The following is a 13,531-nucleotide window of genomic DNA, read 5'->3' as shown; positions in this document are numbered from 1 at the left end:
ACGACCTGCCCGCCAGGCCTGATTTGCCCGCCAGACCGGCGCTGCGTCAGTGGTTGGCGGGAACGCTTTCCAGCTGGAGTGACTTGGCGGTAGCCGCCTCGATCGCCGCAGCCAGTTCCGGGTTCTCATCAAGCTTCACACCGTAGCCGGGCATCATGTCCTTGAGTTTGCCCTGCCAGCCCTTGAAGCTCTTGGGGAAGGCCTTCTGCAGCAGTTCAATCATGATGGGCACCGCCGTGGAAGCGCCCGGCGAGGCGCCCAGGAGCGCACCGATCGAGCCGTCGCGGCCGGCGATGACTTCAGTGCCGAACTGCAGCACGCCGCCCTTTTTCGGATCCTTCTTGATGATCTGTACACGCTGACCGGCGGTGATCAGTTCCCAATCGCCGTCCTTGGCCTCGGGGTAGTACTCCCGAAGCGCCTCGACCTTGTCGCCGTGGCGCTTGGCCACCTCCTTGACGAGGTACGCGGTGAGGTCCATGTTGTCCTTCGCCACGGCGAGCATCGGAATGATGTTGCCGGGGCGGATGGACAGGGGCAGGTCCAGGTACGAGCCGTTCTTCAGGAAGTTGGTGGAGAAGCCGGCGTAGGGGCCGAACAGGAGGGAGCGCTTCCCGTTGACGTAGCGCGTGTCCAGGTGCGGCACGGACATGGGCGGGGCGCCCACGGAGGCCTGGCCGTAGACCTTGGCGCTGTGCCGGGCCGCGAGGGCCTCGTCGGTGCAGCGGAAGAACTGGCCGGACACGGGGAAGCCGCCGTAGCCCTTGCTCTCCGGAATGCCGGATGCCTGCAGGAGGTGCAGGGCGCCGCCGCCCGCACCAACGAACACAAACTTGGCGTGGATCCTGCCGTGTTCACCGGACCGGGGGTGCTTCAGCGAAAGGTCCCAGCCGCCGTCGGACGCCTTTGAAATGCCGGTCACGTCGTGGCCGTAATTAACCTCGACGCCGTTGTTCCCAAGGTACGTGGTCAGCTCACGGGTCAGTGCCCCGAAGTCGACGTCGGTGCCCTCGGCGGCGCGGGTGGCAGCGATGCGCTGCTTGGGGTCGCGGCCCTTGACGATGAGAGGCGCCCACTTGGCGATCTGTGCGTGGTCCTCGGAGTACTCCATGCTGCGGAACAGCGTATGAGGCTTCAGTGCCTCATAGCGGGTCTTGAGGAACTTGGTGTTGTTTTCGCCGATGACGAAGCTCATGTGCGGCACGGTGTTGATGAAGCCCTTGGGCGAACCGATCAGCTGCTCGTCCACCAGGTGGGACCAGAACTGCCGGGACAGCTGGAACTGCTCGTTAATCAGCAGGGCCTTGGCGGGGTTGACCGAGCCGTCTTTGGCTGCGGGGGAGTAGTTGAGCTCGCACAATGCGGCATGGCCGGTTCCGGCGTTATTCCAGGGGTCGGAGCTCTCCAATCCCGGCTGGTCAAGGCGCTCGAACAGGGAAATGGTCCAGTTCGGCTCAAGCTGCTTGATGAACGCACCCAGGGTGGCGCTCATGATGCCGCCGCCAATCAGGACGACGTCGGCATGTTGGGTCTTTGATATGAAGGTCACAATCAGTCTCCGATAGCAGCGGCTCTGGCTGTCAAAGAATATCCCTGCCCGGCCCGCATACTGAAATTGGGCCCGGCCGTCAAGGCTTTAGCTGCACCTTCGTGAAAACTTCATTCAGGACCGGCGACGCCGGATAACTGCTGACGCGGTCGGACAATGCAAGCGCCGAGATGGGGAAGGCGATGGGAACGGCCGGGACCGTGGCAGCGATCTGGGCGTTGATGGTGTGGTAGAGCTCGTCGCGTTCTTCGCCGGCGGGCAGGCCGCGGGCCCGGTTGATCTTGGAGAAAACCTGCGGGTCCTGGTAGCCGAACTCGCCATTCTTCTCGCCAAAGAGGGGGCCTACAAAGTTTTCGGCGTCGGAGTACGCGCCGTTCCAGCCGAGCAGATGGAGGGCGTGGTCGCCGGGGGACTGCACTTTCTGGAGGTACCCGTCGGCCCAGTCCACCGGGACAGGCTTGACGTTGAAGCCGACGGCGGTCAGCTGCCGGCTGAGCTCGGCATAGATCTTCTCGGGCGTGGGGAGGTAGGGGCGGGTGGCGTTGAGCGGATAGTAGAACCGGAGTTCTTCCCCCGCATAGCCCGCCTCGGCCAGGTAGGCCTTCGCCTTGGCCGGATCGTGGCCCAACGCCGGAGCCTCGTTGTTGAAGCCGCTGATCTTTGGCGGAACAAACTGGGTGGCCTTGGAGGTGTTGTCGATGAAGAACTTGCGGATCAGGGTGTCTTTGTCGATGGCAAGCTCGATGGCCTGCCGGACTTTGGTGTTTTGGAGGATGGGGATTTCCTGGTTGATGCCCAGGTACATCACGGAGAACGGGTCGCGCTGGACAATCTGCATGCCCCGCTTGACGAGCTGATCGAAGTTCCCCACCGTGACGGCGTCGTAACCGTCGATCTTGCCGTCCAGCAGCGCCTGAAGCCTGGTCTGCGGATGATCGTACGTAACGAAGTTAATGGTGGAGATTTGTCCGCGTTCACCCCAGTAGTCCCCATGGGTGATCAGGCGGACGCTTGTTTCGTCCCAGGCCGCCAGTTTGAACGGTCCGGTTCCCACCGGATTGGTGGCGAAGGACGAGACAGCGTTGCTGTGCCGCGTCTGGTCCAGTACGTCGGCTGTGCCCGAGGCCAAAGCTGCCGGGGAAGCCATGGCGAAGGCCGGCAGGGTCAGGGCCTGGAGGAAGGCCGTGAAGGGCTGGGTGAGGTCGATCCGGACGGTGTCCGGTGAGACTGCGGTGCAGCTCTTGAAGATGGAGAGCACGGCGTCGTCGGAGTGCGCTTTGAACACGCTTTTGAACGTGATGCCCGGCGCCTTCGTCCGCAGTTCCGGGGAGAACGCAAACCAGCGGTTGAAGTTCTGGCATACGGCGTCGGCATTAAAGGGCGTGCCGTCCTGGAAGGAGACACCGCTGCGGAGCTTGAAGGTGTAGCTGCGGCCCTCGTCCGATTCGGTCCACTCCGTGGCCAGCAGCGGGGTGGGTTTGCCGGTGGTCTGGTCCACACCCACCAGGCCTTCGAGGATTTGCCGGGTGACGCGGTGACTTTCAACATCACTTGAGAGCGCCGGGTCCAGTCCCAGCGGCTGGGAGGCGGTGCCGAAGGTGAAGGTCTGGGTGGGCTCCCCGCCGGCGGCCGCCGTGGAGGGAGAGGTTGATGAAGGTGATGGCGACGGGTTACCGGTACAGGCCGTCAGGCCTAACGCCATAAAAACGGCGCCGGTCTTGATGACCGTTCGCCGCGATGTACTGCTGGGCACTCGTCTATCACCTCTGGGCTGTCACTGGCCGGCGCCGCGGGGTGCGGGCCAGTGACACAGTCTAATTGACCGGTCTTGGTGTTCCCTGTACCCGCGCGGGGGACAACTGCCCATGGGCCGGAACATCCCGTCGGCCCGTCCTTGCTGGAACGGGCCGACGGGATGTCATGGTGCTTCCTGGACGTGAGCCCGGGTTACGGGCGGTCGTGGGTTACTTGGGCATCAGGACGGTGTCAACGAGGTAGACGGTGGCGTTCTTGGTCTGCACGCCGCCGCAGATGACGTTGGCGCCGTCGACCTGGAGCGCATCGCCGCTGCCGGTAACGGTGACGGTGCCGCCCTGGACCGTGGCGTGGGTTCCGGCGATCTTGTCCGGGGTGATCTGGCCGGGCACCACGTGGTACGTCAGGATCTTGCTCAGCAGGGCGTCATCGGTCTTCAGGGTCTCGATGGTGGCTGCATCGATCTTGGCAAACGCGTCGTCCACCGGGGCGAAGACCGTGAATTCCGCTCCGTTGAGCGTGTCCACCAGGTCAACCTTCGGGTTCAGCTTGCCCGAAACAGCTGACGTGAGGGTGGTCAGGAGGGGGTTGTTGGACGCGGCAACTGCTACCGGGTCAAGCGCCATGCCGGAGACTGAACCTGCGCCGGTGGGGACCTGCTCGGCGTAGCCGGCGCAGCCCGCGCCCACGAGATTTGCTGCCGGATCCATGGCGGAGGCGCTGGCTGACGCTGAGGGTGAGGGAGCCATGCTGGACGGCGCAGCGGCCGGAGCGGAGGAGCTGGGGGTCGTTGTGGCTGTCCCACCGCAGGCGGTAAGGCTCAGCAGGGCTGCAGCTGCAACGCCTGCGACGGTGAAGGATGTGCGCTTGAATGACTGCATTTCGGTTCTCCTTGGTTGTGCCGATTTCTTGCCTGCCGCAGGCGTGGCGCCTGTGGCTTGACCTGTTCCGACTGTGGGCACCTGCCCTTGGCCGGTGTCTCACGGGGTATTCGGGAGGAGCGCCGAAATAGATGGGTGGATCGAAAATTCTTTTTTCGAATCGCTGTTTTTGGGTTAACGGCAGAGATCCCGGCCGTGGGCCCGGGATCTCTGAATGTTGTGCGCAAGGGGGGACTTGAACCCCCACGCCCGAAGGCACAGGAACCTAAATCCTGCGTGTCTGCCAATTTCACCACTCGCGCTTGGCAGGTGCCGGTGTCCTCTTCTCCTCCTCCCGGCCAGCGGCTGGACAAGGAAGGGAAGCGTACGACGGCGGATGCCAGTAACCATTGTAGCCTCGGGGGAGGGCAGCTCCTGTCTGTCCCTGCCGCCTCCGGTTCGCCGGTGGCTGGCTGCCCTACGCGTCCAATTTGAGGTCGCGCCGCAGTTTCGCCACATGCCCGGTGGCCCGCACGTTGTATTGGGCCAATGACACCCGGCCGTCGGGATCGATCACGATGGTGGACCGGATCAGGCCTTCGTAGGTGCGGCCGTAGTTTTTCTTTTCGCCCCAGGCCCCGTAGGCCTCAGCCACCGCATGGTCCTCGTCGGAAAGCAGCGGGAAACTAAGATCCTCCTTGGCGGCAAAAGCGGCCAGCTTTTCCACGGAGTCGGGGGAGACCCCCAGGACGCGGTAACCGGCCGACGCGAAGGACGCCAGGTTGTCGCGGAAGTCACACGCCTCTTTGGTGCAGCCGGGTGTGGACGCGGCCGGGTAGAAGTAGACGATGGTGCTGGTGCCCTGTCCTGAGGCCAGGCTCACGTCCTGACCCGACGAATCCTTCAGGGTGAAACCGGGCGCCACTGCACCGGTCAAAAGTCTTTCAGCCATTGTTTATCTCCTTGTTGCAGGCGTGACACACCAGTCTAGTAAGCATCCGGAAACCGGTGCGAAGCAGCCTTAGCTATACTTGCTTGTATGCCTGACATGGATCGCTGGCCCACGGGGCGCTTACTATCGACTGCGGCGCGCCTTGTGGAACACTCCTGGAACGAAAAGCTCAGTGCTATCGGCCTGACCCATGCCGGCGTCATCGCCATCGAAGTTCTGGCAGCCCAAGGGCCCATGACACAGGCCCAGCTGGCCCAGTTTGTCCGTGTCCAGGCCCAGACGATGGGAAAGACCCTCACGCGGCTGGAAGCCCACGGGCATGTTGTTCGCGTTCGCAGCACTTCTGACCGCCGCAGCCAGGTGGTTTCCCTGACCGACAGCGGCCGGGAAGCAGCGGTAGCAGCCGTGGAAATGGAACGGTCGGTCCTGGCCGCAGCGACCATCGATCCGGACGTCCTGCGTCAGGAGCTCCAGGCAGTGGTTCGTGAGCTGGCCAGCCAGTTCGCGTCGCCTGCTGCCCGTGCCCTCGTGGACGGCGCACCGCTGGGCTAAGAGTTACCCGGCTTTCGGAAAACAAGCACGGCATCACACCTGCAGGCAATGCAGCGGTGGTGCCTCTTTTTTGTCCGTCCCGTCTTAGCTGTGGAGCCAGTGCAGGCATTCGTCGCCCAGGGTCCGGGCGGAACCGGGCATAAACTGGCACAGGCCGTCCGGGCCGCAGACTTTTCTTGGGGGAAAACAATGAAGCGACTGGCCCTCGTGGTCCTGGCTGTACCGCTCTTCCTGACCGGCTGTGTTGTGCCCTATGGCGGCGATGACTCCGTCACCACTCCGACCGCCGCAGCTGACGGCTATGCGCGCCTGGATAAGGCCGGCATTGAACAGATCAAGGCTTCGAAGGCAGTGCGGTTGAATATGTCCTCGGGCCGGCTCACCAAAGAGAGTGTCGGCCTGGAAGACGGCAGCAGCCAGGCGCCGGACGTCCAGACACGCGACGGAGAGATGACACTCGATATCCAGGGGCCCGCCGGTACCGTCAGCGCCCGGACGGACCGGCTCCGGCTCAACGGCCTGAACACCCGATCCGATTTCACTGAGGTCACGTACTTCCTCACAGCCCGGACCCTGGAGGACTACAAGGCCCTGATTCGCGAGGGCGTCGACCGCTATGGCATCGACAGCGGATCAGCCGAGGGCTGGATTGAGTCAATCTCCAGCCGGCCCGGGAAAGAAAGCGACTTCGCCCTGACCCCGGGCACGTCAACAGGACTTCAGGTCACGTACGATCTCCGCTATGACGGTTCGAAAGATGTTCAGGTCATCATCGTGCACGTCGATCCGGTGCCGGCTGGGAGCTGAACGGTTCCTTCAGCGGTGGCCTGGCCGAACGTCAGGCGCCTGCCGGAAGAAACTAAATGGCCCGGAAATAGTCCGGTCCTGAATTTCAGGGGAAAGCGAAACCCCGCCTTCAGGCTTGCGGCCTATGAAGACGGGGTTTCCGTGGTGCACCCCCCGGGACTTGAACCCGGAACCCATTGATTAAGAGTCAATTGCTCTGCCAATTGAGCTAGAGGTGCATCTCTTCGCGGTGATCTTCGTGGCTTTTTCTTTCCCCGTTGATCTCCGCAACGACATGAAACTCTACACGAACTTTATGCCCGTGTGAAATCGACGCCGTCGGCGTTCCTTCGGTCAGGCCGGAGGGGCCAAAACCAGCACAAAATCAGGGTTTTGGTTGTTGCTGAGAAGCCAGAATCCGCCCTCCGGGGTGCGGATGACGTCCCGGATCCTGCCATACTCCCGTGTGAAATGGGCCACAGGCGCGTGGGCTTCTTCGCCGCTGAGGGCGACAGTCCAGAGGCGTTGGCCGCGAAGCGCCCCGAGGAAGGCCGTGGATCCCACGATCTCCAAACCGCTGGGGGAGGATTCTGCCGTCGACGGCCACACGACTTTCGCATCGAGGAACTCCCCGCGGTGCGGTGCGCCGGTCACTGCGGGCCAGCCATAATTGCCGCCCGGCACGATCAGGTTGAGCTCATCATTGACATCCGGGCCGAATTCGCTGGCCCACAGCCTGCCTTCGCTGTCCCAGGCCAGGCCCTGAACGTTCCTGTGGCCGAGGCTGTACACCGCGTTGCCGAAGGGGTTGCCGGGTGCGGGGCCGCCGTCCGCAGTCAGCCTCAGGATCTTCCCGCCCAGCGCATCCGGATTCTGCGGCTGGTCCCTGCGCTGGGAATCACCCGTGCCCACATAGAGGAAGCCGTCCGGGCCAAACCGGATCCGGCCGCCGTTGTGGGTTCCTGCCTTTGGGATGCCAGTGAAAATAACGTCCGGATCGCCAAGCGTCAGTGACCCGTCAGGTCCTTCGGTCACCGTGACACGGGCAATGCGGTTGTCCTCGGCGGACGTGAAGTACATGTAGAGGTAGCTGTCGGCGGGAAATTGTGGCGAGAGCGCCAGCCCTAGCAGGCCCCCTTCGCCGCCCGGGGTCACACCGGGGACCTGGCCGATAGTGGTGGCCCGGCCGTCCTTGACTGCCTTGAGAAGCGCAGAATCACGCTCGGAAATGATGGCCGTGCCGTTCGGCAGGAACACGGCGGCCCATGGAATATCGAGCTGGAGATCAAGCCGGGTCTGAACCGCCGGAGCGACAGCGGTGCCTGGCCCGGGCCCCGCTGTCCCGGTCCCCGCTGTCCCGGGTGCGGGACGTGCCGGGCCGGGTCCTGTACCCGCCACGCTGCCGGTTGGCGCGTCGTTTCCGCCCCCTGTGCAGCCGGACAATACCAAGGCCACGCAGAGAGCCAGGGCGCCGGCACGGGGTGCAGCGGCCGCCAGGGACCGGCTCGCTAAGCCGGTGCCGTCAGCGGCGGGTCCGGCGGGGAGCGCGGAACCCGGCGGCCTCGGCGTGGGCCGCCGACTCGAACCAGACATCGGCCGTGGTCTGCTCATAGTCCGGGTGCCCCTCCTCGTAGTAGACCATTGCGCTGGCGTCACCCTTGACATCGAAATCGGCCGGGCCACTGCCATCCGGTCCGGGGGACGCGGAGCCGGCGCCGTAGGGCTGGTCAGCGGCAAGATGGCCCATCGGTTCGGCCCCTTGCTCGGAGCGGCCGCCGGCAGCCGCTGCCGGTTCGGCCCCCTGCTCGTGCCTGGCGGGAGGCGTTTCGCGGGCATTTCCCCCGGGATATACCGCTGCGTCGTCCGCTGTCAGGGCATCAGCAGCTGCTGTTTCTGCGCCAGGAAGCGTCGGGGCGTGCGGGTCTGTGTACTCCGCGTGATGAACGTAGCCAGTGTCCTGGCCAGCCTGGCGGCCGGTCTCGTTGACTTCCTGCGCATCCGCACCCGGTAGGGCGGCGGCTCCAGTACTTGCCGCTCCGGTGGCTGCGCCTGTGTGTGCATCGGAGCCAGCCCTGTGGCTGGCCGCCGGAGTTGCCCCGCCGGCTTCAGACCACTGCGTTTCCCACTCGTCTTCCGCTTGCCGCGCCGAATCAGTCCGGCTGCCGCCAGCCTGCGTACCGGCAGCATCCGCGTCGGGCGCCGTGGTCTCTCGGGGTGATGTGGGTCCTGCAGCGGCAGCGGGCCCTGCAGCGGACCGCCCGGCGGCCAGCGGCTCCCCGGCTTCTTCGGGTTCCCGTGTCGCCGGCATCCCAGGCGAAGGCAGGGTCTCCTGTCCGGACACGGCATCCGTTCCGGTGCCGGTCTCCGGAGCTGCGTCCATTCTCCGCGCGGCGGCCGGCTCGCCGGCAGCCTCCACGGGGGTGCGGGTTTCCGGGCTTGCCACAAAGTCCTGCTGACCAGCCGCTGTTCCAGTCCGCGCGGGTGTTTCGTCCGCAGTTGTTGGGGGCGCGGGTTCCGCCGCACCGCCGAAACCGGCTGCACCCGGGAGGCCCGCCGTACCGGCGGCCTCCGCAGAGGCTGCCGCGCTCCCACCCGACAGGCCGCCGTCGTGCCGGACTGTGTCTGAGCCGCGGGTATTGCCGGCGCTGTTGCGGTTCAGGAGCCACCACACAACCCCCACAATCAGCACAATTGCAATGATCCAGAAGATAAAATCCATAACAGGCCCTTCAGTCCGGATGGCATGGTTACTGTTCCCTGACGGTACGTCGGGGCCAATGTGGCTGTCTAGGCTCCCGGAGGTCCGGGGCGGGGATCGAAGCAGGTCAAAGCCATGGCTACCAGCGGCGGGACCCCTCGAAAGGTGCCATTCTTACCGGACAGGCCGGGTGTATGGGGCAGCGTAAGCAGTCCGGGAGTGCCTGACCAAGCCGATTCCCGGGAGCCGCAAGACCGTGTGTCTCAATATATGAGACACCCGTCCACTATTTGAACGAAAATAATGCCGAAAATGGCTTGTGCGGCGGTTTCCGGTTCGTTCGCTCCCGCTCGGAGTCATAGACTTTGAGCCATGAGTGCCGACAGCCAAACAACAACTGAGAACAAGCCTGACATCAAGCCCCGCAGCCGGGTTGTCACCGACGGGATTCACGCCGCCCCCGCGCGTGGCATGTTCCGGGCCGTCGGTATGGGCGACGACGACTTCGCGAAGCCGCAGATCGGCGTCGCAAGTTCGTGGAACGAAATCACTCCCTGCAACCTGTCCCTGAACCGGCTTGCCCAGGGCGCCAAGGAAGGCGTCCACGCGGGTGGGGGGTTCCCCATGCAGTTCGGCACCATCTCCGTTTCAGACGGCATTTCGATGGGCCACGAGGGCATGCACTTCTCCCTGGTCTCCCGCGAAGTCATTGCCGACTCCGTGGAAACCGTGATGCAGGCAGAGCGCATCGACGGCTCGGTACTGCTGGCCGGCTGCGATAAGTCCCTGCCCGGCATGCTGATGGCCGCGGCCCGCCTGGACCTGGCCAGCGTTTTCCTCTACGCCGGTTCCATCATGCCGGGCTGGGTCAAGCTGGAGGACGGTTCCGAAAAGGAAGTCACCCTCATTGACGCCTTCGAGGCTGTGGGCGCCTGCGCCGCAGGCAAGATGAGCATGGAGGACCTGACCCGCATCGAAAAGGCCATCTGCCCGGGCGAAGGCGCCTGCGGCGGCATGTACACCGCCAACACCATGGCCTGCATCGGCGAAGCGCTGGGCATGTCACTGCCGGGTTCCGCCGCTCCGCCCTCGGCAGACCGCCGTCGTGACGAATTCGCCCGCAAGTCCGGCGAAGCGGTAGTCAACCTGCTCCGACTGGGCATCACAGCCCGCGACATCATGACCAAGAAGGCCTTCGAGAACGCCATCGCCGTGACCATGGCCTTCGGTGGTTCCACCAACGCGGTCCTGCACCTGCTGGCCATCGCCCGCGAAGCCGAGGTCGAACTGAGCCTCGAAGACTTCAACCGCATCGGCGACAAGATCCCGCACCTGGGCGACCTGAAGCCGTTCGGCCGCTACGTGATGACTGACGTCGACAAGATCGGCGGCGTGCCGGTCATCATGCGCGCACTGCTCGACGCCGGCCTGCTGCACGGGGACTGCCTCACCGTCACCGGCAAGACCGTCGCTGAAAACCTTGCAGCGATCAACCCGCCGGATTTGGACGGCAAGATCCTGCGCGCCCTGGACAACCCGATCCACAAGACCGGCGGCATCACCATCCTGCACGGTTCGATGGCCCCCGAAGGCGCCGTGGTCAAGAGCGCAGGCTTCGACGCCGACGTCTTTGAAGGGACCGCCCGGGTATTCGAGCGCGAGCAGGGCGCACTGGAAGCGTTGGACAACGGCAAAATCCACGCCGGTGACGTCGTGGTGATCCGCTACGAAGGCCCCAAGGGCGGCCCGGGCATGCGCGAGATGCTCGCCATCACCGGAGCCATCAAGGGTGCCGGGCTGGGCAAGGACGTCCTGCTGCTCACTGACGGCCGCTTTTCCGGCGGCACCACCGGGCTGTGCATCGGCCACGTCGCCCCCGAAGCTGTCGACGGCGGCCCCATCGCCTTTGTCCAGGACGGCGACCGGATCCGTGTGGACATCGCGGCCCGCAGCTTCGATCTCCTGGTGGACGACGCCGAACTCGAAGCCCGCAAGGTCGGCTGGGAGCCGCTCCCGGCCCGATACACCAAGGGCGTGCTCGCCAAGTACGCCAAGCTCGTGCACAGCGCCTCCACCGGCGCCTACTGCGGGTGATGCCGAGGGCCCCTTGCATGGAGCGCTGAGCGCCCCATGCAAGGGGCCCTCGGCATCACCCTTATTAAGCCGTTCCCGGCTTTGGTGGGTGGCTGAGGGAGCTTGATCCCTTCCCTGATGGGATCAATCAGTGGACTATGCAGTCCACATGGTGAGATCGGGTGTCGTCTCGTTGACACCCGTCACACCAGAGGGAAAACTGAACGCATGACTTTCGTTACCGTCGGCACCGTCGTCGTCCTTACCAAGCGCGTGGCACACTAGCCCCGGCAACGAACTGTCACGCGCAAACCCCTCGAAGAGCCGCCAAGGCTGAGGGGTTTTTTTATTCCCCGCAGTTCCAAGAAACACAAGTGATCCACAAGGAAGAGTCCGATGAGCAAAGGATCGCCGATCAGCCCCTCGCTGATGGCTACTAAGTCCGCTGGAGCCCCCAAGGCTCCGGAACGTGCCGATCGAACGGCAGACCACGCCGCCGTCGTCACTGATCTTGCCGCTGTCTCTCCTGTCCTTGGGCCGAACACCGTTGTACCCCCAACGGTGATGACCGGCTCAGAAGCTATTGTCCGCTCGCTCGAAGAACTCGGCGTGGACGATATATTTGGTTTGCCTGGTGGCGCGATCCTGCCTACCTATGACCCCTTGATGGCCTCCAGGATGAATCACGTCCTGGTCCGTCACGAACAGGGAGCCGGCCACGCCGCGCAAGGCTATGCCATGGTTACGGGCCGGGTGGGCGTCTGCATCGCCACCTCGGGTCCTGGTGCCACCAACCTCGTTACCGCCATCATGGACGCCCACATGGACTCCGTGCCGCTGGTGGCCATCACCGGCCAGGTATCCAGCGGTGTGATCGGCACCGACGCGTTCCAGGAAGCCGACATTGTTGGCATCACCATGCCAATCACCAAACACTCGTTCCTGGTGACGAACCCCAACGACATCCCGCACGTGATGGCCGAGGCCTTCCACCTGGCCTCGACCGGCCGTCCCGGTCCGGTGCTGGTGGACGTGGCGAAAGATGCCCAGCAGGGCCAGATGACGTTCTCCTGGCCGCCGAAAATCGACCTCCCCGGCTACCGTCCGGTGACCCGGGGGCACAACAAGCAGGTCCGCGAGGCGGCCAAGCTGATTGCCGCCGCCAGCAAGCCTGTCCTCTATGTGGGCGGCGGTGTGGTGAAAGCCCACGCCGCGGCTGAACTCCGCGAACTGGCGGAGCTGACCGGAGCCCCGGTGGTCACCACCCTCATGGCGCGCGGCGTGTTCCCGGACTCGCATCCGCAGCACGTGGGCATGCCGGGCATGCACGGTACGGTTTCGGCCGTGACCGCCCTGCAGCAGTCCGACCTCCTGATCACCCTAGGAGCGCGCTTCGACGACCGTGTGACCGGCGTGCTGAAGACCTTTGCCCCGAACGCCAAGGTCATCCATGCCGACATCGATCCTGCGGAGATTTCCAAGAACCGCACCGCCGATGTGCCCATCGTGGGTTCGGTCAAGGAAATCATCCCCGAGCTCACCGAGGCCGTCCGGTCACAGTTCGACGCGTCCGGCACCCCGGACCTCACCACGTGGTGGGCTTTCCTGAACAACCTCAAGGAAACCTATCCTCTGGGCTGGACCGAACCGGACGACGGGCTCACCGCCCCGCAGCGTGTCATCGAACGGATCGGCGCGCTGACCGGCCCCGAAGGCATCTATGTTGCCGGCGTAGGCCAGCACCAGATGTGGGCCGCGCAGTTCATTAAGTACGAGCGTCCGCATGCCTGGCTGAACTCGGGCGGTGCCGGCACCATGGGCTACGCCGTGCCGGCTGCAATGGGTGCCAAGGTGGGGGAGCCGGACCGGGTGGTCTGGGCGATCGACGGCGATGGCTGCTTCCAGATGACCAACCAGGAGCTGGCCACCTGTGCCATCAACAAGATCCCCATCAAGGTTGCCGTCATCAACAACTCCTCGCTGGGCATGGTCCGCCAGTGGCAGACCCTCTTCTATGAGGGCCGCTACTCCAACACGGACCTCAACACCGGCCACGAAACGGTCCGTATCCCGGACTTCGTCAAGCTGGGGGAGGCTTACGGCTGCGCTTCGTTCCGCTGTGAGCGGGACGAAGACATCGATGCGACCATCCAGAAGGCCCTCGAGATCAACGACCGTCCCGTGGTCATCGATTTTGTGGTGAGCCCCGACTCCATGGTGTGGCCGATGGTGCCCGCCGGCGTGAGCAACGACCAGATCCAGGTTGCCCGCAACATGACCCCGGAATGGGAAGAGGAGGACTGAGC

Annotated in this window: 10 protein-coding genes and 2 tRNA genes; 4 read left to right on the top strand and 8 right to left on the bottom strand. The window is 64.5% G+C overall.

Annotated elements, in window-relative coordinates; genetic code table 11:
- Positions 1-46 precede the first annotated feature (46 nt).
- From IDT60_RS11880 to bcp, 5 genes are all read right to left on the bottom strand, one after another.
- On the bottom strand, positions 47-1,549 hold the full coding sequence (locus tag IDT60_RS11880; protein WP_191079234.1) for a malate:quinone oxidoreductase: 1,503 nt from the start codon (positions 1,547-1,549) through the stop codon (positions 47-49).
- A gap of 79 nt (positions 1,550-1,628) precedes the next feature.
- On the bottom strand, positions 1,629-3,251 hold the full coding sequence (locus IDT60_RS11875; protein WP_191081929.1) for an ABC transporter substrate-binding protein: 1,623 nt from the start codon (positions 3,249-3,251) through the stop codon (positions 1,629-1,631).
- A gap of 262 nt (positions 3,252-3,513) precedes the next feature.
- A complete protein-coding gene (locus tag IDT60_RS11870; RefSeq protein WP_191079233.1) occupies positions 3,514-4,185 on the bottom strand; it encodes a fasciclin domain-containing protein in 672 nt (223 codons plus the stop codon).
- 220 nt (positions 4,186-4,405) lie between these two features.
- Positions 4,406-4,487: transfer RNA gene (locus IDT60_RS11865), tRNA-Leu, on the bottom strand.
- Between the two features lie 155 nt (positions 4,488-4,642).
- Positions 4,643-5,116, bottom strand: a complete 474-nt coding sequence (gene bcp, locus IDT60_RS11860) for a thioredoxin-dependent thiol peroxidase (protein ID WP_191079232.1) — start codon at positions 5,114-5,116, stop codon at positions 4,643-4,645.
- 96 nt (positions 5,117-5,212) lie between these two features.
- On the opposite strand from bcp, the gene IDT60_RS11855 reads away from it, so the two are divergent.
- Together IDT60_RS11855 and IDT60_RS11850 are read left to right on the top strand one after the other, a co-directional pair.
- Complete coding sequence (locus IDT60_RS11855; RefSeq protein WP_164206117.1) at positions 5,213-5,668, top strand: MarR family winged helix-turn-helix transcriptional regulator; 456 nt, start codon at positions 5,213-5,215, stop codon at positions 5,666-5,668.
- A gap of 189 nt (positions 5,669-5,857) precedes the next feature.
- Positions 5,858-6,475, top strand: a complete 618-nt coding sequence (locus IDT60_RS11850) for a hypothetical protein (protein ID WP_191079231.1) — start codon at positions 5,858-5,860, stop codon at positions 6,473-6,475.
- Between the two features lie 142 nt (positions 6,476-6,617).
- On the opposite strand, the gene IDT60_RS11845 is transcribed toward IDT60_RS11850, so the two are convergent.
- The 3 genes from IDT60_RS11845 to IDT60_RS11835 all read right to left on the bottom strand — a co-directional run bounded on the left by IDT60_RS11845 (position 6,618) and on the right by IDT60_RS11835 (position 9,173).
- Positions 6,618-6,693, bottom strand: a tRNA-Lys gene (locus IDT60_RS11845).
- 115 nt (positions 6,694-6,808) lie between these two features.
- Positions 6,809-8,047 carry a PQQ-dependent sugar dehydrogenase gene (locus IDT60_RS11840; protein ID WP_191079230.1) on the bottom strand — a complete coding sequence of 413 codons (1,239 nt, stop codon included), beginning with the start codon at positions 8,045-8,047 and terminating at the stop codon, positions 6,809-6,811.
- Complete coding sequence (locus IDT60_RS11835) at positions 7,977-9,173, bottom strand: hypothetical protein (RefSeq protein ID WP_191079229.1); 1,197 nt, start codon at positions 9,171-9,173, stop codon at positions 7,977-7,979. Before IDT60_RS11835 ends, IDT60_RS11840 begins: the two co-directional genes overlap by 71 nt.
- Before the next feature lie 351 nt (positions 9,174-9,524).
- Between IDT60_RS11835 and ilvD the strand changes: the two genes are divergently transcribed.
- Complete coding sequence (ilvD, locus tag IDT60_RS11830; RefSeq protein WP_191079228.1) at positions 9,525-11,246, top strand: dihydroxy-acid dehydratase; 1,722 nt, start codon at positions 9,525-9,527, stop codon at positions 11,244-11,246.
- A 375-nt stretch (positions 11,247-11,621) separates the two neighbouring features.
- The gene (locus IDT60_RS11825) at positions 11,622-13,529 is read left to right on the top strand and encodes an acetolactate synthase large subunit (protein ID WP_191079227.1); all 1,908 of its coding nucleotides are present in this window, start codon (positions 11,622-11,624) and stop codon (positions 13,527-13,529) included.
- The last annotated feature ends 2 nt before the right edge of the window (positions 13,530-13,531 follow it).

It is taken from the genome of Pseudarthrobacter sp. BIM B-2242 (genome assembly GCF_014764445.1).
Classification (GTDB): domain Bacteria; phylum Actinomycetota; class Actinomycetes; order Actinomycetales; family Micrococcaceae; genus Arthrobacter; species Arthrobacter luteus_A.
Note: the sequence above shows the minus strand (reverse complement) of the source record. Positions and strands in the feature narration are given on the sequence as shown.